Source organism: Fulvivirga sedimenti, from assembly GCF_020328055.1.
Genome location: NZ_JAIXNE010000006.1, coordinates 333932 through 354655, shown reverse-complemented (window position 1 = coordinate 354655; position 20724 = coordinate 333932). Strand labels below are relative to the sequence as shown.

Annotated in this window: 18 protein-coding genes; 4 read left to right on the top strand and 14 right to left on the bottom strand. The window is 44.6% G+C overall.

Annotated features, from left to right (window positions below):
* Positions 1-18 precede the first annotated feature (18 nt).
* The 3 genes from LDX50_RS27560 to LDX50_RS27550 are packed head-to-tail and all read right to left on the bottom strand — an operon-like array spanning position 19 to position 2638.
* Positions 19-327 (bottom strand): YtxH domain-containing protein, encoded by a 309-nt coding sequence (locus LDX50_RS27560; protein WP_225699513.1) that lies wholly within the window; start codon positions 325-327, stop codon positions 19-21.
* Positions 328-342: 15 nt separating this feature from the next.
* Positions 343-1479 (bottom strand): transcription antitermination factor NusB, encoded by a 1137-nt coding sequence (gene nusB, locus LDX50_RS27555; RefSeq protein WP_225699512.1) that lies wholly within the window; start codon positions 1477-1479, stop codon positions 343-345.
* A 58-nt stretch (positions 1480-1537) separates the two neighbouring features.
* Positions 1538-2638 carry a Glu/Leu/Phe/Val family dehydrogenase gene (locus tag LDX50_RS27550; protein ID WP_275951760.1) on the bottom strand — a complete coding sequence of 367 codons (1101 nt, stop codon included), beginning with the start codon at positions 2636-2638 and terminating at the stop codon, positions 1538-1540.
* 167 nt (positions 2639-2805) lie between these two features.
* On the opposite strand from LDX50_RS27550, the gene LDX50_RS27545 reads away from it, so the two are divergent.
* On the top strand, positions 2806-4596 hold the full coding sequence (locus tag LDX50_RS27545) for an ABC transporter ATP-binding protein (RefSeq protein WP_225699511.1): 1791 nt from the start codon (positions 2806-2808) through the stop codon (positions 4594-4596).
* Here LDX50_RS27545 and LDX50_RS27540 read toward each other — a convergent pair whose 3' ends face one another.
* Genes LDX50_RS27540 through LDX50_RS27505 form a run of 8 tightly spaced genes read right to left on the bottom strand, consistent with a single transcriptional unit; the run spans position 4597 to position 11668 of the window.
* A complete protein-coding gene (locus LDX50_RS27540) occupies positions 4597-5103 on the bottom strand; it encodes a hypothetical protein (protein ID WP_225699510.1) in 507 nt (168 codons plus the stop codon).
* Between the two features lie 12 nt (positions 5104-5115).
* A complete protein-coding gene (locus LDX50_RS27535; protein WP_225699509.1) occupies positions 5116-5712 on the bottom strand; it encodes a hypothetical protein in 597 nt (198 codons plus the stop codon).
* Between the two features lie 16 nt (positions 5713-5728).
* Complete coding sequence (locus tag LDX50_RS27530; RefSeq protein ID WP_225699508.1) at positions 5729-6442, bottom strand: hypothetical protein; 714 nt, start codon at positions 6440-6442, stop codon at positions 5729-5731.
* Positions 6443-6493: 51 nt separating this feature from the next.
* Complete coding sequence (locus tag LDX50_RS27525; protein WP_225699574.1) at positions 6494-8272, bottom strand: ABC transporter ATP-binding protein; 1779 nt, start codon at positions 8270-8272, stop codon at positions 6494-6496.
* A complete protein-coding gene (truA, locus tag LDX50_RS27520; RefSeq protein ID WP_225699507.1) occupies positions 8269-9033 on the bottom strand; it encodes a tRNA pseudouridine(38-40) synthase TruA in 765 nt (254 codons plus the stop codon). Before truA ends, LDX50_RS27525 begins: the two co-directional genes overlap by 4 nt.
* A 30-nt stretch (positions 9034-9063) precedes the next feature.
* Positions 9064-10119 carry a saccharopine dehydrogenase family protein gene (locus LDX50_RS27515; protein ID WP_225699506.1) on the bottom strand — a complete coding sequence of 352 codons (1056 nt, stop codon included), beginning with the start codon at positions 10117-10119 and terminating at the stop codon, positions 9064-9066.
* Complete coding sequence (locus LDX50_RS27510) at positions 10116-10763, bottom strand: TPM domain-containing protein (protein ID WP_225699505.1); 648 nt, start codon at positions 10761-10763, stop codon at positions 10116-10118. The genes LDX50_RS27515 and LDX50_RS27510 overlap by 4 nt, the downstream gene beginning before the upstream one ends.
* A gap of 11 nt (positions 10764-10774) precedes the next feature.
* Entirely contained in the window at positions 10775-11668 is an 894-nt protein-coding gene (locus tag LDX50_RS27505) for a TPM domain-containing protein (RefSeq protein WP_225699504.1), read from the bottom strand.
* Between the two features lie 50 nt (positions 11669-11718).
* On the opposite strand from LDX50_RS27505, the gene LDX50_RS27500 reads away from it, so the two are divergent.
* From LDX50_RS27500 to msrA, 3 genes are read left to right on the top strand one after another with little or no spacing between them, the layout of a single operon-like run.
* Positions 11719-12825, top strand: a complete 1107-nt coding sequence (locus LDX50_RS27500; protein WP_225699503.1) for a 6-phosphofructokinase — start codon at positions 11719-11721, stop codon at positions 12823-12825.
* Between the two features lie 3 nt (positions 12826-12828).
* Complete coding sequence (locus LDX50_RS27495) at positions 12829-15150, top strand: 7TM diverse intracellular signaling domain-containing protein (protein ID WP_225699502.1); 2322 nt, start codon at positions 12829-12831, stop codon at positions 15148-15150.
* Positions 15151-15189: 39 nt separating this feature from the next.
* Entirely contained in the window at positions 15190-15723 is a 534-nt protein-coding gene (msrA, locus tag LDX50_RS27490) for a peptide-methionine (S)-S-oxide reductase MsrA (protein WP_225699501.1), read from the top strand.
* Between the two features lie 45 nt (positions 15724-15768).
* Here the strand turns inward: msrA and LDX50_RS27485 are convergent, their stop codons facing one another.
* The 3 genes from LDX50_RS27485 to LDX50_RS27475 all read right to left on the bottom strand — a co-directional run bounded on the left by LDX50_RS27485 (position 15769) and on the right by LDX50_RS27475 (position 20668).
* Positions 15769-18381 (bottom strand): SprB repeat-containing protein, encoded by a 2613-nt coding sequence (locus LDX50_RS27485; RefSeq protein WP_225699500.1) that lies wholly within the window; start codon positions 18379-18381, stop codon positions 15769-15771.
* 131 nt (positions 18382-18512) lie between these two features.
* Positions 18513-19052 carry a hypothetical protein gene (locus LDX50_RS27480; RefSeq protein WP_225699499.1) on the bottom strand — a complete coding sequence of 180 codons (540 nt, stop codon included), beginning with the start codon at positions 19050-19052 and terminating at the stop codon, positions 18513-18515.
* Between the two features lie 83 nt (positions 19053-19135).
* Positions 19136-20668, bottom strand: coding sequence for an alkaline phosphatase D family protein (locus LDX50_RS27475; protein ID WP_225699498.1), 1533 nt, complete (start codon positions 20666-20668; stop codon positions 19136-19138).
* Positions 20669-20724: the final 56 nt, after the last annotated feature.

Below are 20724 nucleotides of genomic sequence, written 5' to 3'. Positions count from 1 at the left end.
ATGATTCTATTCGTTCCGCTAATTATCGGTTTTCTTGTTGATGTGGCTTAATAATTCATCCACATCCTCCAGTAGTTTTTCAGCCTTTTCACGCGCGTCATTTACTACTTTCTCACCGTGGGATTTCGCTTCACTGAATGCGCCGTTTCTTTCTGATACGAGATCATCCAGCAGGTCTTCCAGACTCTGTCTGTATTTATGCAGTCTGTAAGACAGTTTATCCCGTGTATTGGATCCTTTGTCTGGTGCAAAAAGAATTCCCGCAATCGAACCTGCGGCGGCACCGACTAAAAAAGCCAATATTGCATTTCCGCTATTTCTATTCATAACTATTAAATTTTATTACTTATTATCTATTAATCCTCTTCCGCTCTTCTTTATAACCCCTTTCGACACTAATTCATTCGATAAAACGTCGAGAATTCCGTTAATAAACTGTTTACTCTTCGGAGTACTGTACTTTTTTACGACCTCAATATATTCATTAATCGTCACTTTTACCGGAATACTGCTAAAATTGATCATTTCAGCAATTGCCATTTCAATCACCACACGGTCTGTGAGCGCTATTCTTTCAATGTCCCAGTTTTTCGTTTTTTCACCAATCAGACCTTCATATTTCTTTTCGACAATGCAGGTTGAATTATACAGATCGATAAAAAACTCCTTGTCCTCTTCCCAGTTATACGATATTTCCTGCAGTGCAAATTTCCCTTCCTCAAAAAAGCTTTTTGCTGTCTTGGAGGTAAGGCTTTTTACAATTGCTTTATCTTCCGCCCAATTCAGGTCACGCTCTTCCAGGAATTTATCAATCGTATCATTTTTAAAAATGATCGTTTTGATCAATTGGTTGATGAATTCTGCATCCTTCTCCTCATCGGTCTTATCCAGCGCGAGATAAGCCTGATATTTATCATTCCCCCTCAGAAAATCCTTAAACCATTGTCGAACCGTCGCTGTATCATTATCCCAGCTTATGTGTTTACGTAAAAACAGCACTTCGAGTTCTTCATCTGTTTTCAGGGCCTGAATAAACGGATTGTGAATGAAGTTTGAATGGTCCCTCTTCGAATCACTTTCAGCAAGATCCTGAAACAAGATCAATAGCTTCAGCATCGAAAGGTAACGATCATAAATTCTGTCCACCTCCTGAATCATCGTCTTCCGGAAGTACACTTCATCATTCTGATTCGCATTATGGTACTCTCTGATCCCATCATTCACCGCTTCATCAACCCGGGGATCGGAAGATCCGGCACATATATATCCTGGTTCAAGATAATGAGCCTGGAACCGCTCCAAGGCCTCTTCCCCAAGTTCCTTCAGGCGTACCGGATCCTGTATTTCCATGGAATTGAGATCGGGCAAAAACGATTCCCTGATCTTCTCCAGTGCAATGCCATAATTGGCCATCCTGCTCTGGCGCAACGCATACAAGGTTTGCATTGCTTTTATTCTGAGGGTCCTGCGATTCAGCATAAGTAATAAATAAAAGAACTTTTTAGTACAATATGTCTACTGTACAGATAAATATAAACTAGCGGGGCAATTTTACCCGCCCCATATCTTCAATTCGCTTTTCAGCCATTTTAATAGCCGCCAGCTGCGTTGTAATCCCTTCTGCTTCGGCAGAATTAAGAATATTCAGGCACGTATCATAAATCTTTTCAGCGGTGGCATACGCCCTGTCCCGATTATAGCTGCCTAGATATTCTTCATATACATTGATGAGACCTCCTGCATTAATAAGAAAATCAGGCGCGTAGATTATTCCCATTTCTGCCAATTTCTTTCCATGGACGACCTCATCTTTGAGTTGATTGTTAGCGGCCCCTGCAATTACACGGCATTTAAATTTCTTTAGGGTATCGTCGTTGATGGTCGCCCCAAGTGCACAGGGAGCATAAATATCTACGTCTAACCCATATATTTCTTCCTGGCCAACAACCTGGGCTCCTGTATCCTTCGCCACTTTTGCCACCTTTTCCGAATCAATATCGGTAATGAATACCTTTGCATTTTCCTTGATAAGATAATCTACCAGGTACATCCCTACCTGCCCAACTCCCTGAACCGCAATTTTTTTGCCTTCCAGGGAATCCGATCCGTATGCCTTCTTTACTGCTGCTTTCATACCAAGATAGGTACCATAAGCTGTTACAGGAGAAGGATCGCCACCACCGCCACGGGACTCCGAAATGCCGGTCACAAAATTGGTTTCCATATGGATATATTCCATATCGCGCGTTTTCATATTTACATCCTCGGCGGTCCAGTATTTGCCGTTAAGGCTGTTCACAAACTTCCCGAATCGCCGTAGAAACGGCTCGGTCTTCATCGTACGTGCATCTCCAATTATTACTGCCTTACCTCCTCCAAGGTTCAAACCCGTAATCGCTGCTTTGTAAGTCATCCCGCGCGACAGCCTCAGAACATCCGTCAGAGCTTCCTGCTCAGTAGCATAATTCCACATACGGGTTCCGCCTAATGCCGGACCGAGGATCGTATTGTGAATACCGATGATTGCTTTCAATCCGGTAGCCTCATCATTACAGAACACCACCTGTTCATGTCCCATCGCAGAGAGTTCCTCGAACAAACCCTTATTTTCAACCGATTCTAGTACGTTAATCTCCATCTTTCCAAATTGTAAATTGTTTGTAGTAGATTTGTCTGCACAAATGGAGGAAGTCCCCTTTTGATGACGCCGCAAAAATAGGATTTTTTATGATTTTAACTCATAGAAACCGTTTGCAAAAAACCAAATGACGTCTTTGTCGTTTCCTTTGTTACGGCCCTGTAGGCATGAAAGAACTAAGCTATCTCAATAAATACCTGCTCAAGTACAAATATCATCTGATATTCGGGCTTCTTTTTACCATCATTTCGAACATTTTCCAGATCGTTCCGGGGGTTATGGTACGCTATGCCATTGACCTGGTGACCGATAATATAAGCGTTTACGGAATTTTCGACGGAATAGAAATTCAGGAAACATTGTATGACCAGTTCGCTATAAACCTGGTCATCTATGCCCTGATCATCCTGTTAATGGCATTGCTTCGCGGTATTTTTCTTTTCATGGTTCGCCAGACGATCATTGTGATGTCAAGACTGGTTGAATATGACCTGAAAAATGAGATATTCAATCATTATCAGTCGCTCCCGTTGAGTTTCTACCGCCGCAATAACACAGGCGACCTGATGAACCGCATTTCAGAGGATGTAAGCAAAGTGCGCATGTACCTGGGGCCTTCCATCATGTATGGGATAAACATGATCACACTTTTTGCTCTCCTTATTCCCTATATGCTTTCGATAGATGTTACCCTCACACTCTATTCCCTTATTCCGCTTCCGATTCTGTCGGTGAGTATTTACTATGTGAACAACATCATCAATAAGCGATCGGAAGAAATCCAGGTAAGTCAGTCGGGTCTGTCAACCTTCGTTCAGGAGGCATTTTCCGGTATCCGGGTCCTGAAATCATTTACCCGGGAAAAGGACAGTGGAGAACAGTTTGAGGAAAGGAGTAATGAATATAAAGACCGCTCTCTGGAGCTTACCAGGGTACAGTCCTTATTCTTTCCACTCATCCTTGGACTGATTGGCCTGAGCACAATATTAACTGTCTATGCGGGAAGTGCCAAGGTTATTGAAGGCACACTCTCCTTCGGAAACATCGCCGAATTCATTATTTATGTAAACCTCCTTACCTGGCCGGTAACGTCCCTGGGCTGGATCTCTTCGATCATTCAGCGGGCAGCCGCCTCACAGAAACGGATCAATGAATTCCTGCTTGTTGAGAATGATATTGTAAGTGACCGGAAGCTCATTAAAGAACTCGATGGTGAAATCATCTTTGAGCATGTCTCCCTGGTATATCCGGATTCCGGCATTCGCGCCCTGGAAGATGTGTCTTTTACAGTTGAACCCGGAGAATCAATGGCGATTATCGGGACTACCGGCTCCGGAAAAAGCACCATCGCTAATCTGATAACCCGAATGTATGATGTAACGGAAGGGAAAATATATATCGACGGGGAAGATATTCGGGATTACGAGGTCATGAGTCTGAGGAGTCAGACCGGATACGTACCCCAGGATGTATTCCTGTTTTCCGATTCTATTTTCAATAACATTGCCTTCGGAGAAGAAGAAGCCAGCGAAGAACAAATTTATGAGGCAGCAAGACAGGCTGACGTTTACGATAATATCATTGAATTCCCCAATGGGTTCAGAACCCGACTGGGGGAACGGGGAATCACATTAAGTGGCGGACAAAAACAACGCGTTTCAATTGCGCGCGCGCTCGTGCGCAATCCGAAAATCCTAGTGATGGATGATGCCCTTTCGGCGGTAGATACCAAAACAGAAAATATGATCCTCAACAGTATGAAACGGATCATGCAGGGCCGAACCACCATCATCATCTCTCACCGGGTATCTTCGGCCAAGCTTGCCGATAAGATCATCGTTCTGGATGATGGAAAAATAGTAGAAGAAGGCACAAATGAAAGCCTGCTTGCCACTAATGGCGTATATAAAGAACTTTATGAAAAACAGATGACGGCCGAACAACCGCTGGAAAACTGATCAGTCCACTACAGGAAAAAGTACGGTTAGAACATCCTCCGCTGTAAATATTTCAAGATTCCAGTCGGCAACCTGAAGTCCCTTATCCCTGGCGAAATCAACGGCACCCTTGCGCACATTCGCGGGCGAAGGTCTCACCATAGCGTGCATATCAAGCGTGACCTGAACAAACTGTCCGCCTTCCACAATCTTTTGAACAGATGAATCTGCATTGAACGAGGAATGTTGAGTGCCAATAAATTGATACAGTGTATCAACCTCGGCTTCAGTGCCATAGGAAATGATCGTAAGGAATCTGCCGGTTTCAAATGAAGATGCATCCCTAACTTTGAAAAACAATTTTTCGAGTTCGGGCTGCGTTGGCCGGCCACGATATTCATACCCGTAAAGGGCTATTTCTTCTTGTTCAACCAGGGAGTATTCCAGGGAGGAAGAGCCCCCCAGCCACACAAATATCACTGCGATTATCGCGAGCAGGACAAGTATGGGCAGGATGTATTTTTTCAATTCCAGGATCAATTAAAATGCGTAACGAATTCCGATTGCTCCAAAAACACGAAAATTGAACGGACGATCAACAAGCTCCATTAACAGACTCACCTCGCCAAATGCTACCATAGGAATATCGGCTAATTCGTATTCCATACCAACTATAGCCTCCGGCCCAAAATCGAAATTGGTATGATTGTCGGTGAAGATCCTGTCCTGGGGATCAAAATATTGATATTCAAGTGTTGAAATCCTGAACTGAATTCCGGCTCCGTAATACCAGTCAAGGCGGCCTTCCACATGTGCAGGAAACGATTCATGAAGAAGATACCTACCCATCAGTACCATCGTGAAATTCACGTCATGTGATTGATACAGGAAATCATCATACTTATTGAGTTTCTTAAAGGAATCACGGTAGTAGCTGGAATGATTATTTCTGGAAACAGTTCCGAGACCAAGTTCAATAGCCGAACGTCCTTGAAGATATGCCTTGTAGGAGATTCCGAACGGATCCCCGATACGAATGCCGATACCCTGGTTATATTGCTGCGCGTTTCCCGAAGTAGTAAAAAACAACAGGCCCGTCATTATCATGAGGCCTGTAAAAACAAATTTCTTGATCATAATTCAGTAAAAAAATTTAAAAAACATACCGGAGCCCAACACCTCCCTGCAGCCGCGTCCAGCCCGGATCCTGTTTCAGATCCCGAAAGACTTCAACTTCAACAAAAGCCGCCATCGGAATCTTAAAATATGAGTATTCTATCCCAATTGCTCCGACGGGTCCGCTGTAGGTCCGATTCACGACAAAATTACCGGTTTCATCGTCATTTAAACCAAAAAACAACATATAATCATACTGAATTTCTGTGGTCCTGTACTGCCAGCCGCCCCCGCCGTAGAGCGAAAGACCTTTAACCGCTTTGGCAAGGCTCAGATGATAAACAATTTTAGCCTCCACCATCCAGTCGGACAAAACCTCATGATCAATATAAGCGATCGCTTCACCCTCGCCAAGGGTGTCGTATTGTAAATATTCTACAAAATTTCCTTTGTTATAGCTGTCGTACAGTCCACTTGACGGACTTCCGGCATCAATTGCCAGTGCAAAATTCCGATATGGATATATTTTATAGGTAACCGCGAAGGGGTCTCCCAGTTTTGCTCCAATGCTCTGATAGGGGTATTTTCCCTTTTCAAAAAGGGGACATTGCAGAGTAGGGCTGGATTTCGGCGCTTTCTGCTTCTTATAACGGCTCTGGTCGAACGTTTTAGTACGTTTTACCTGGGCATTAACAGGGTTGCCAAAAAAAATTAACGCCCCGAGCAGGAAAAAAAATATACGTCCTGACATGGCTAAAAGGCATTTTTATAACATAAACTACGTAAAAACGCTCGCCGAAACCTATACGATTTCTTTGTATTGCATTTTATGCAGTTGAGTATATATACCGTTCTGTGAAAGAAGGTAATCGTGTGAGCCGCGTTCTTTGATTTCGCCCTTTTCCAAGACAAGAATTTTATCTGCTTTCTTAATGGTAGAGAGCCTGTGTGCGATGACGATAGAGGTACGGCCTTTCATCATGGTGTCGATGGCTCCCTGGATGAGTTCTTCGGTCTCAGTATCCACAGAAGAGGTTGCCTCATCGAGTATGATTACGCTTGGGTTATAAACCATTGCCCTGACAAACGAAATCATCTGGCGCTGCCCTACAGATAATGTCGCTCCACGCTCCATGACATTATAATCAAATCCACCCGGCAGCCTTTCGATGAATTTCCTGGCTCCCACTTTTTCAGCGGCTTCATAAACCTGCTCACGTGTGATGTTGGGATTACCAAGGGTGATATTATAAAAAATGGTATTTGAATACAGAAATACATCCTGAAGGACAACCCCTATCCGTTCGCGCAATGATTGAAGATCATATTCCTTGATATTGATATCGTCGAGAAAGATACCGCCGCGATTTATATCATAGAAACGTGTCAGGAGATTAATTATGGATGATTTTCCGGCTCCGGTTGCACCTACCAGCGCCAGGGTTTGTCCGGATTCAACCTCAAATGAAATATCTTTCAGTACATATTCTCCTTCATTGTAGGCAAACCAGACTTTCTCGAAACGCACATCGCCTTTAATGGATTGCGGGCGATACTCACCTTCATCCGGAATATGCTCGTCATTATCGAGCAAATTAATGATCCTGGAAGTACTTACAATGCCCAGCTGAAGTGTATTGAACCGGTCGGCGATCATCCGGATCGGACGGAAGAACATCTGAATATACATGATAAACGCGATCAGACTACCCAGTGTAATTCCCGTTTCCACCTGATTCATGGCACCCTTCGCTCCATACCAAATCAATAACCCAATTCCTGCGGCACTAATAATTTCGGCTACCGGGAAATAAACAGAATAGTAAAGTACCGATCGCAGGTTGGCTCTTTTATGGTCTTCGTTAATTTTTTCGAACTTATTGTACTCCCTTTTTTCACTTCCAAAAATCTGGACCACACTCATTCCTGAGATATGCTCCTGTACGAATGAATTCAGATTTGAGACTGCGTTACGAACGTCATTAAAAGCAACTTTGATCTTCTCCTTGAAAACGTAGGTACTCAGAATGAGGATCGGGAGTGTTGAAAGACTGATAAGTGCCAGTTTCCAGTCGGTAGCGAACATCATGATCAGGATGAAGATCAGCTGCAGCAGGTCTCCAACCATTGCTGCGAGCCCCTGACTGAAAACATCTGCCAGTGTTTCAACATCCGAGATTGTCCGGGTTACAAGTCTTCCAATGGGTGTCTTATCGAAAAACTTCAGACGTAGCCGGACCAGGTGATTATAAAGTTGAATTCGAATATCCCTGATTACGTACTGGCCGATCCATCCCGAGAGATAGGTATGAAGATATTGTACCACTGCCTGTATGATCAGGAGCCCTATGAGGATAAGGATCATACGAACCATCCCCTGGTAATCTCCAAGCGCAACATAGTTATCAAGGGTAAGTTGAATAACCCACGGTCTTAACGGGGCAAGTAAGCCCAGAGCGATGGTTAGGAAGATCAAAAAATAGAACCTGCCGTTGTAAGGTTTTACAAATCGCATCAGCCTTTTAAGGACACTCAGGTCTACTATATCACCGCTATTGATCGCTTCTTTTTTCAAAATCAGTTTAAATAAATTTCTTCCGGATATTCAACGGCAACGAGATACAACCCTTCTGGCGGAGCTGCCGCGCCAGCTTGTTTGCGATCCCGGCTTTCAATGATCTCTGTAAATTCAGACATGTTTATTTTTCCTTCCCCAAGCAACAGGAGCGTTCCCACTATTGCTCTTACCATACCCCGGAGAAACCGGTTCGCTGTAATGCGAAAATGATATTCTTCGCCTGTTTCCTCCCACGATGCACCCAATATGTTGCACAGAAAATGATTCACATCGGTATTGACTTTACTAAACGCCTGAAAGTCTTCAAAGGTTTTTAATATTTCTGCCCCCTTATTCATGATTTCCAGGTCCAACGGACGCTCATATCTGTATGTAAGACCGTCTGCAAATACATTTTTGTTACGGCTTATCCTGTATAAATAGGATCTGCTCACAGCACTGAACCGGGCATGTGCATCTTCTCTTACACTTCGAATTTCCCGAATTGCAATGTCATTGGGTAATATTCTGTTCAGGCGGTAAGCTGCCTTCTGCAAATTTTTGATTCCTGGTAAATCAAGGTGAAAATATTGTTGTTCACAATGAACCCCGGTATCTGTTCTGCCACTTCCCACCACAGCGCCGGCTTCAGGCCATAATTTTACAAGGGCGTTTTCAACTTCCTCCTGCACGGTATGGGCATTTTTCTGTCGCTGCCAGCCATGATATTTAGTGCCTCGATAGGCAATTTCAAAGAAATACCGAACTGATTCTGCCTGATCCATGTGCAAACATACAAATATCAGATCGATTGTCTATTTCCATCCGTTAACGCCTTCAATTTCCAGCACCAGGTCGGCCCCATACGCTGAGGAGGGCGTCTGATAACCTACTTTGAAATTTCCGTCCATAATTTTCTGAGTTATCAGCACTACCGACCGAGCGGTAAGAGTATATCCTTCAGGGGTTTCCAAATATTGTTTACAATGATTGTCAGTATTCGAAACTTCACCATAAAGAAAGGACCGGGCTTTTTCCCTTTTTTCCTTACCCGGGCCCGGAGGCCGTTTGTCAATACGCGAATATAACCACTGCTGCACCCAGCCAAGTTTAAAAAGAAACCGCAGTCGATGTGCCCATTTAAGAAAACGGACCTGCCCCCGGGTACTCCCGGTGTAGACTTCGATGTTTGGAATGCCGGTACTGAAAAAAGCAGTGGAAATATCTCCCCAGGAAATTCCGACAGTAAGCTGTTTAAAATTCCCGAAATCTGTGATCCGGGTTGCGGAACCCAATGGCTTTTTCTTCAGAATTCCTTCCGACCTGTAAACCAGTCCATCTGGTATACCTGCCACCATCGTGCGGGCTGTACCACGCGAAATACCTCCTCCCCTTGAAGTGAATGCCAGTAACAACCGATCGCTTCCGGGAAGCCTTGATGCGAGGTGCGCTGCCAGGCAATCTGATGGAACGACATCAAAGCCCGCTCCCGGTAATAGCATGATCTTTGCCTTTTGGGCTGCTTCATTCAATGCCCGAAGCTGTTCAAAGACCGCATACTCCCCTGTGATATCAATGTAATGACATTCCGCTCCGATACACATTTCGGCCACTGGTTCTGCCGTGTGAACGAAGGGCCCCGCACAGTGGATGAGAATATCCGTGCTTTTTAAAATCCGGATGAACCGGGATGTATCGGAAATATCCAGTACTTCGAATGTAAGTTCTGTTTCCTTCGCCAGCTGGCTGAGTTTTGCTTCATCCCTTCCGGCAATCACCGGATTGATCCCAACTCTTTTAAGTTCAGCAATTATAAGACGGCCTGTATAGCCGTAAGCGCCATAAACCAGTATCCTTCCGTCCGAAATCACGATATTCTGATATCATCTGACAGCTCATTCGGGTTATCCGGTGGTTTGTCCACACCGGCTGTCTGCAGTAATTCTCCGCACCGGTTGATGCCTCTGACAATCCCGCCAACGGGATCATTGGCTTTAATTCCTTCAATGATCAGGCCCACGACATGGGACCATTCCTTCTGATCGACTTTTGCATTAATACCGGTATCTCCGATTACCTCGACCATATGTTCAAAATGGGAAATGAATATCAGAATTCCGGTCCTGTTTTCGGTAGAAAACACTTCTTCTGTAAGAAATGCTGCCATAGCCCTGCGTTCCACAGCATTTTCCAAACGGCCATGACTCAAAAGGAGACGTTTATATGCTGAAGATACTCCCGGCAGAATGTAGCCTATTGCGCCCATGATTACGGCAATGATTGCAACTTCGAGGGGAGTTACCTGAAAGGGAAGAAGCCATGCAAACGAAAGGATCGCCAGCATGAAAAGTGGCGCAGCCACAAACATAAGTGTTGATCGCAATCGCACTTCCTCGTATTCATCGGATTTTTCAACGAAATAAGTGACTATTTCACCAGACGTTTTACCTTCCGCCATGGCAACAGCTTCCTTAATGCGGTCTTTTTCTTGTTGAGTGAAATTTCTTGCTTTCATAACTTTACTGTTTACCACCCCCCGGAAGCACCGCCTCCGCCAAAACTACCTCCACCTCCGCTAAATCCGCCGCCGAAACTACCGCCGCCGCCGAAGCCGCCACCACGTCCGCCGCCGAAACCACCACCATAGAAGCCTCCGCCACCGCGACCGCCACCACCGCCGAGCATTGAAATCACATAGAAAAACGCAAATGCCAGCGCAGCAACGACTCCTACTGCCAGACTTACAAAAATCCAGCCGGCCAGAAACGCAATTCCGCTACCAATTAATCCCCCTTTCGATTTGCCAGCTATTTTTCGAAGAATCGGCCCCATGACCAGGAAAATGACAATGAATACAGTGAGCAGTCCATTCACACCCCTTCCTCCGGGTTCACGATTCGCCGAAGGTTCAGGCAGAGGTTCTCCATCCACCACATGAATTATGGCATCCAGTCCTGCACTAATTCCGGCATAGTAATCCCCGGTCCTGAAACGGGGAACAATAATTTCGTTGATAATTCTGTTTGCAGTGATATCCGGAAGCGCTCCTTCCAATCCATATCCTACCTCGATCCTCAATTTACGGTCTTCTTTGGCTACCAAAAGGATTACCCCGTCATCAACCCCTTCACGGCCGGCCTGGATTTTTTCCGCCAGCCGAATACTATAATCCTCGATCGGTTCAATTCCGGTTGAGGGGATCATCACAAAAACGATCTGGCTTCCCTTTTGTGCTTCAAACGATGCCAATTTATTTCTGAGGCTGTTGATCTCCTCATTGGATAATGTTCCTGTTACATCCGTTGCGAACTCCTTCAGGTCGGGTAACGCTTTGATGTCCTGGGCATATACAAACTCCAGGGTAAAGAAGGAGATCGCGAGAATCAGAAAAAAGTATCGGAGTAAACCTCTGGGAAACATGACCTAAACTTAATAAATTAAACCGAAAATGCAGACTACTGCTCAAATGGATGAATAAAAAAAGGAAGATACTTATACTCACCGGAGGCGGTGACTGTCCGGGTTTAAATGCTGTTATACGCGGAATTTTCAAGAGGGCAAAAAAGGAAAAGGACTTTGAAATAATTGGAAGTATTGAGGCATTCAATGGTGTTTTTCACGATCCTCCCAATTTGATGAAGCTTACAAAAAAGAATACTTCAGGTATTCACGTGAAAGGTGGTACCATTCTCAAAACCACCAATAAAGGACATCCGTTTGAATATCCGGTTATAAATGAGGACGGCAGTATCACTATTACCGACCGGTCAGATGATCTGATTGAACGCATTCATAAGCTTGGAGTGGAAGCGGTTATCAACATCGGAGGGGATGGTTCGCAAAAAATTTCCCAGCGGCTGTATGAAAAGGGCCTGAATATTATTGGAGTTCCAAAAACAATTGATAATGACCTTTGCTCGACCGATCTTACCTTTGGGTTCAGCACAGCAGTTCAGGTAGCTACCGAGAGTTTTGACAGGCTTGTAACAACAGCCGAAAGTCATCACAGGGTAATGATCATGGAAGTGATGGGAAGAGATGCCGGCTGGATCGCTTTGCATACAGCGATTGCGGGTGGCGCTGAAGTCTGCCTGATCCCTGAAATTCCTTATAAAATAGAAAATATCGTTCGGCGGATTAACAAGAGGTATAAACATGGCAAGGGATTCGCGAATATTGTAATTGCAGAAGGGGCAAAGCCTCAAAGTGGAGAGGCGTACTCACAGAAGTCAGATGAACTAGGCTATGCGCACCGGCGACTTGGCGGAATTGCCTACAGGCTCAGCGACGAATTGAAGAGCGCGGGATGCCAGGCGGATATACGGGAAACTGTTTTAGGACATATTCAGCGCGGGGGAATACCTGTCGCTTTTGACCGAATTCTTGCCACCTGTTTTGGTGTAAGGGCATTTGAACTGGTACTCGAGAAAAAATTTGGTTACATGGTATCTTACCTGAACAACAAAGTAACCGAAGTCCCACTAAAAGATGCTACCCGGGAATATAACTTTGTTTCAAAAACCTCCTATCTTGTAAATACCGCACGTGGCATGGGAATCTCATTCGGGGATGAATAACAAATGAAATTTATATCGCTAGCCCTACTTTTCTTTTTTAGCTATCCGGCTTTCTCTCAGATTGTTCTGGACAGGGAGAAGGAGGTGGATATCACTTCAGAAATTGAATATTTCATTGATTCCACTGGTGAACAGGATATCACACGTATTAAAAGAAATGCCACATTCTCCCCGGCTCCGCCGGTAGGGCTGAGATTAAATGACCTGGAAGGAAACCTATGGCTTAGGATCACCCTGCAAAATCCCTATCAGGATGATGAACAGAGTATACTGATATTTAAGGACCCTTCATTATTTAATATCTCCCTCTTTGAAGAAGGAGAAGGCGAGAGTCTCAGCGGAGCCTCTGTCCCGCAACATGAAAAAGATGTAGCCGGCAATCACAATGCTTTCAATATAAATACCAAACCCCTTGAAACCGAGATCATATATGTAAAGATTCAATCCGATAATTTTATTACCACCAGCGCTACGGTATTTACCGACAAATTATACCATGAAAAAACCCGGCGGGAATATATATTCCTGGGGCTGTTTTACGGAGTGATGATGCTGATTATGGTGTATTCCATTTTCCTGTTCGTCCTCACAAGAATGTCTGTTTTCCTTATTTACGGCAGCTATATTTTGGGAAGCATGCTTTTTACAGGGACTTCCGACGGGTTCACGCACATGTATCTTAATCCGCTGGTGCAGGCAACCGGCGGATACCTTGAATATATTCTGGCAGCCGTTTCCAATATGATCGCACTCATCTTTATGGACCGGTTTCTGCACACACAACGCTGGTCTGTTCAGATTCATAAGGTGATAAAAGGCTTAGTCTGGTCTATCGGTGGAATTCTCACATTTACATTGCTTTTCACTCCCAATGAAGGATTTGAAGTAATGCGACCTGTTGGAATTGTTGTGCTTCTGATCGTACTATGGGTAAGTGGTAAGGCTGTAAAGCAACACGTACACCAGGCCCGTTATTTTTTTATTGCATTCCTGGGCTATGGATTTTTCATCACTCTATTTGTGCTGAATTTGTTCAGGATAATTCACTTCAGCTTCCTCGTACAGTATTCCATCCATTTCGGGATAATCTTTAACCTTACTGTACTCTCGATCGCTTTAGGAATGAGAGTATACCGAAGTTATCAGAACTCCATCAGGGCAGAACGTGAAAAACAGGTGGAATATTCGATCAAGAACGAAGCGCTGGAAAAACTGGTCTGGGACCGTACCAAGGCAATTATTCAAAAAGAAAATGAACTCCGCTCCATCATCGACAACAGTGATAATCTCATATGGCTGATCGATACCGACTACATACTACGTGAATTAAACACAGCTTTCGCCACATCCTGGGAACTCACTTTCAATAAAAAATTAAAGAAAGGGAAAAATATCGTTGAGCAGATCCCGGGCGATAAACTTAAGGAATTATGGCGATCCCGATACGACAAGGTATTTAAAGGCGAGGCCATTCGGTTTCGTGAAAATTATGAAATTGATGGCGAACAGCGATTTTTTGAAATCAATGTTTTCCCAATCCGCGAAAACCGCATAGTGAAAGCTGCTGCATTTTTCTCTCGGGATATTACTGAGCGTATGAAATACGAACAGGAATTGAAAGATAAAAATATTGCATTGCAAAAGGTTAATCAGGAGCTCGACAGTTTCGTTTACAGCGCCTCCCACGACCTGAAAGCTCCACTGGCCTCCATTCAGGGTCTGATAGCCCTTGTTAGGGATGAAAATGATCCGGAACATCGAAAGCAATATTACAGCATGATGGAACGGTCGATCAACCGGCTGGATCAGTTCATCCGTGATATCATCGACTATTCCAGAAATACAAGAGTAGAAAACAAACGGGAGGTGATTGACATTACCGAAATGATCAACAGCATCCTGGATGATCTGAAATACATGAATACGTCCGGAGCACTGGAAATAGCTCTTGAGGGAAATGAAAAATACCCGTTCATCAGTGACCCTACCCGAATGCGGATCATCCTGCGAAATCTTATCAGCAACGCGTTCCGGTATGGCCATGTTGATAAAGAAGATCCCCAGGTTTCGGTTTCATGGATCATTAAAAAGAAAGAGGCTGTTTTTTTTATTTCGGATAAAGGTCCGGGAATCGATAAAGAACATATTGAACGGATATTTGAAATGTTCTACCGTGCTCACGAAACTTCATCCGGTTCAGGGCTTGGTCTTTATATTGTTAAGGAAACTCTTTATAAAATGGATGGTGACATTTCTGTTGAATCCGGTAAAGGTAAGGGCACTACTTTTAAAATAGTTATCCCTAATTATTCTTCTGCTTCATAACTTTCAGGTACCCTGACGGGTTGTACAGATATGAATAAAATGGAAATTGAAGAGACCACATTGGGCGGTGGATGTTTCTGGTGTATTGAGGCGGCTTTGCAGCTTCTGGATGGGGTGTCATCTGTAAAACCCGGCTATGCGGGAGGTAAAATAAAAAACCCCACTTATCGCGAAGTATGCAGCGGTCTCACCGGCCATGCTGAGGTAGTTCAGATAACCTTTAACCCCGACATTATCAGTTTTGAGAAAATTCTGGAAGTTTTTTTCTCGGTCCATGATCCAACCACGCCGAACAGGCAGGGTGCTGATGTCGGTTCTCAATATCGCTCGATCATCCTTGCGCACAATGACCATCAGCTTAAGTCTTCAAAAGAGATCATACAGAAATTAGATGAGGAGAAGATCTTTGACAATCCGATTGTAACACAGGTTGAGATGTTAAAAATTTTCTACCCGGCAGAAGCTTATCATGTTGACTACTACAAAAATAATCCCAGTCAACCCTACTGTTCATTCGTAGTAAAGCCAAAAGTCGACAAGGTCAAACGAGTCTTTTCAACATTGCTAAAATAAAAAACCCCCGGTCTCATCAACCGGGGGCTTCTCCTTAAACCGCATTTATTTCATAATCATAACCTTTCCTGTTTTCATAGTATGATCCCCGACTATGCGGTAGGTGAACATACCTGAAATACCCTTATCCGGATACCAGGTCCAGGTATTTGTTACACCGGATTCCACCTTATCCCTGAACAGGATTGTCGCCAGATTTCCGGATGGGTCAAAAATCTCTACACGTACATTTTGTGAAATTGCCGATGTATATTGAATTTTCACATAATCAGTTGTAGGATTCGGGTAGGCAATCGCATTCTCATTGATCTCCATTTCCGCAACCTCAAAATCAATACAGGTGCCGTATTTGAATGCAACCCGTGGTGATTCATTCAACAAGAGGCTACATTCATCAGATACCCCACAGACAGTATACTCAATAGTGAATTCCTGGTATTCATGCCCCTCACCAAAACCGTTGATGTCATCAATCTTAAATCCGGAAATTCCAGTTTTAGGATCCGTTCCTTCCACAATTTTCCAACCTGAAGAATTGTATATGTCCGTAATTTCACCACAAGGTACTTCTACGGCCATGTGTGACAACCCATGGGTTTTATTTCCGTTGTAAGAGACGATCAAACGATAGGTCCGGCAATTTCCGGAATCGTTTAACTGGTCAACAATTACGTCAAATGAATCCTCACAGTCAGTAGTAAATGGCCCGTCAACATCCGTAGGATCGGTTGGATCGGTTGGATCAGTTGGATCAGTCGGATCGGTTGGATCCGTAGGATCAGTCGGATCGGTTGGATCAGTCGGATCGGTAGGATCAGTCGGATCGGTAGGATCAGTCGGATCCGCAGGGTCTTCACAGCCAGCCTCCGGGTAGCTCACAGAAATCATTTCAGTAACGGAACATCCATTATTATCCGTAACAGTGACACTGTAAATTCCTTCGGCAAGACCGGTTTTCATTTCTCCGGCGGTACCATCCTCCCAGACTATATCGTATGTGCCAGACCCGCCTGCAACTTCTATAAATGCCGTGAATCCATCAGTCAAACAGCCATCATTGGAGATTTGCGAGGTTATGGTAATTGGCGCCGGATCTGCAACAACGTACAGCAGTTCACGTACACAACCGGCTTCATTCGTTGCAGAAACACGGTAGACACCTGATTCCAGCGAAAGCCGTTCATTACCTATATAACCATCCGTCCACTGATAGGTGACTCCTGTGCCCGGCGAGAGGATAATAGACCCGTCATTACCTCCATAGCAGGTAGTGTTGCTAATCTCAGAGGATACTTCAAACGAATCAGCTGTGACATATACCGAAATACTGGCTTCACAGCCGCTCTCATCCGTCACCGTCGCCATATACATGCCTGCTGCCAGGCCGTCAAGATCTTCGGAGGATGCGCCGTTTGACCAGCTAACGGTTACGTTACCTGTTTGTCCTGTAATCGTCAGGTCTATTGTTCCCGAGTTATCCTCAATACAGCCGGTAGTTGTTGCAGTGGCCGAAAGTCTAAGGCTGTTTTTCTCCTGAACAAAGAAAGCCCCGCTTGCCGTGCAACCCGATCCATCAGTTACAACGACATTATAGATACCTGCTTCCAGGCCTGAAATATCTTCGGTTGTTGCACCATTAGACCATTCAATATTGTAATTGCCAGATCCGCCGGCAATCTCAATATCAATTGCTCCATCCGGTTCGGCACAGGAGGTGCGGGTAACCTGACCGGAAAGTTGAATCGCTGTTATATTCCGCACCTGGAAATTGGCATAATTCGAACACCCGTTGGCATCAGTCACCAGCACAGTATAGTACCCCGCCATTACACCCGAAAGGTCCTTCTCTGTTGTTTGGTTATTCCATTGATAGGAATATGGCGCTGCACCGCCTGAAACAGCTAAAACTACAGAACCGTCTTCCTTGCCGGAACATGAGGCATCTGATATTTCTCCGGAAATAACGATGGACTCCGGCGCCGACACTATTCCGGTCAATTCAAGTATCTCGCCATTTCCGTCTGTAACAGTGACTGAATATTCACCTGCGGGAAGGTTCTCAGCAAGTCTGCCTTCAAAACCATGAGACCAGTCAAAGGTAAACGGTTCAGCACCATCGGCTATTAGCACCTCAATTGACCCATCTAACCCAGAGGCACATGAGGCATTGGTAATCCTGAGCGATGCATCCAGTTTTGAGCAAACTACATCAATCGTTTCCCGGTAAACACATGTTCCGGCTTTATAGGCCACCTCTGGCGACCAGCATTTCAGGCCGTCAGCCGTGCATTCAGTATCAGGACAGATTTCAAATGTAACCGTAAACTCGCCTGCTGAATCGCCAAAGCCTTCAATATCGTCAATCTTAAAGCCATTGGTCCCTGTCGTTGGATCGAGCCCATAGGCTATTTTCCAATTGCGTGAATTTGTAACATTTGAGATGTTACCACAGGGTATATCCATCGAAAAGTGGGAGAGTGCATGTACACAATCAGTACCTGCATTCACGGCAACGGTATACCGCAAACATCCCGAAGCGAGTGTTTCAACCGTTTGAATCTCGCTTGAAAAGCAGCTGTTCCCGCAGTCTTTCTTTTGTGCGGAAACGCCGGTAATAAATAAAAGGTTAAGACAAAGCCATGTAAAAATGTATCGCATAGCATAATTGGTTGGTTCAATCATGTATGCGCTGATGACAACAAAGGTTATCTTACCTTTAGAGCATAGGTTGAATTCGTCGGTGAATGGCTATATTAAACGGTACAATTCAATTACCAGGATGTTGAAATTTACTCCAGCAATGACTCAATTTCATCCATTTTTTTACCTGAAAATGACCCTGTCGTGGCATATATAATTTTGCCATCCTCATCGAGCACGAAGAAATAAGGAACGTCTTTTTTGTCAAATGCCAGGGCATCCTTATAGGTCTTCAAATCTCCTTTATAAAACAGGATGTGCGGCAATAAACGGGCATCAATGTTTTCCGCTGCCTTTTTCTTTGCCGTTCCGGCAGCAGCCGCCTTTACTCCGGTGAACATCGGAACAAAATAGACATTCACATCATATCCAAATGATGAAAAAAGTCCCTTGTTTTCAGCAATGAACTTCAGATATACAGGCTCGAACCAGGTATTCAGGTCATCCTCCGATTTCTTGGAATAGGCCAGGCCGAGTAATGTGTATTTCCCTTTCGTATCCACCGGGAGGTTAACCGTTTCATCCTGAACAGTTTCTGCCTCCATCTCGGGGAAAAATTTACCGGTAACCTGTGAATACCCTGTAAACGGCAGTACCAGCAACATCAGTATCAAAAAATTTCGCATCATCCGTAGTTTTAAAAATGTAAATTCCTGACTATGGATATTATGAACGTAAAAATTGTAACCTGCGTATAGACTTTGATTAAAAACTAATCTTGAGGAGGGCTTTTCAATATGTGATATTCACCTGCGGGAACCCAAAACCTGGCTTCAATTCCCGCCTCCACGTTTCGCTGTCTCAAAGATTTTACAAAATAGAAATCGGCCCGGGCTGCTGTCGGGGACAAACTCAACAGCAAGTATCCATGATCCCTTAAATTCACGTATTTGAGATGTGGATTCACTTCCTCTGAAAGCAGCAATCGTTCATGAATCATTACAAGTGAGTCTGGATTACTCTCATTGCTGTTGGCACTGTTGATGCTCGTGGTTCCAAGTTCAATGGCGAGGGCCCCTTCACCTGTTTTAGCATTATACGCTCCGAACGGATCAAGCGTTGATTCAAACACCCACGAGGAATGTGTATCACCTGTTACCATTATCAAATTATCAAATTGGTTTATACTGAACATTTCAGCCAGACGAGCCTGTTCGTAAGGATATCCATCCCATGCATCCATATTCAGATTGAGATTTTCGCGTCCTGTATTCAGCCGCGAAAAAATGACCTGATTACCAATAATTTTCCAGGTGGATCTGGTTCGTACGAGCTGACTGGTTAACCATTGGAACTGTTCTTCTCCCAGCATTGAGCGCTCCTTACTACTGAAACCCGAATCGTCCGGACCAGGAACCGGTGCTGTCCGCCCGGCAAGGCGCTCATCCAGCATGATGAGTGTTGCCAACGGGCCGAAATCAAATTTCCTGTAAAGCGGGCCGCCCTCACGAACCGGCATCCATTCATAATAAACCTGTTTTGCCACATTCCTTCTCACCTGAAAGTCTCCTTCTTCAGGTTGATGGTTTTGGGCACCATCCATATAGGCATTATTGGCAATCTCATGATCATCCCAAATGGAAATAAAGGGATGGTTTTTATGGACTTCCTGAAGGTCGGGATCACGTCGATACTGCCCATATCGCATCCGGTAATCTGCCAGTGTGATGATTTCATAGGGTGGTTCATGTATCCTTCCGATGGTCGTGTCTCCATATACTCCCGGCCCGTATTCATAAATATAATCACCCAAATGTATCACCGCCGCGAGATCCGGTTGTTTGGCGATATGACTGTAGGCGTTGAAATATCCCCACTCATAATTGCTGCAGCTAACCACGGCAAACCGAAGACTATCTACAGAACCCGCAGGTGCCGTCCGCGTCCTGCCGACCGGTGAATACACACCGTAGGCCTTGAACCGGTAATAATATTCTCCTCCGGGGCGCAACTCGCCTACATCCACTTTTACCGTGAAGTCGCGTTCTGCGGTTGTATTAAAATTTCCTTGCTGAACGGGAATGCGGAATTCCGCATCACGCGCCATTTCCCATTGAACAGCAACGGATGAATCAGCGTGGGGTATAGTAATGCGTGTCCAGATGATGACACGATCAGCTAATGGATCACCGCTCGCCACTCCATGCATGAATATGTCACCCGGCTCGTAAGATAAATCAGGTATAGTGGATTTACAGGCCACGAGTAACAATAAAAGCAGCGTATAAAAGGGGAATCTCTTCATTGTATTTAATTTACTCATTATTCCGGATATCTGCGCACCCTTACAATTACACCTTT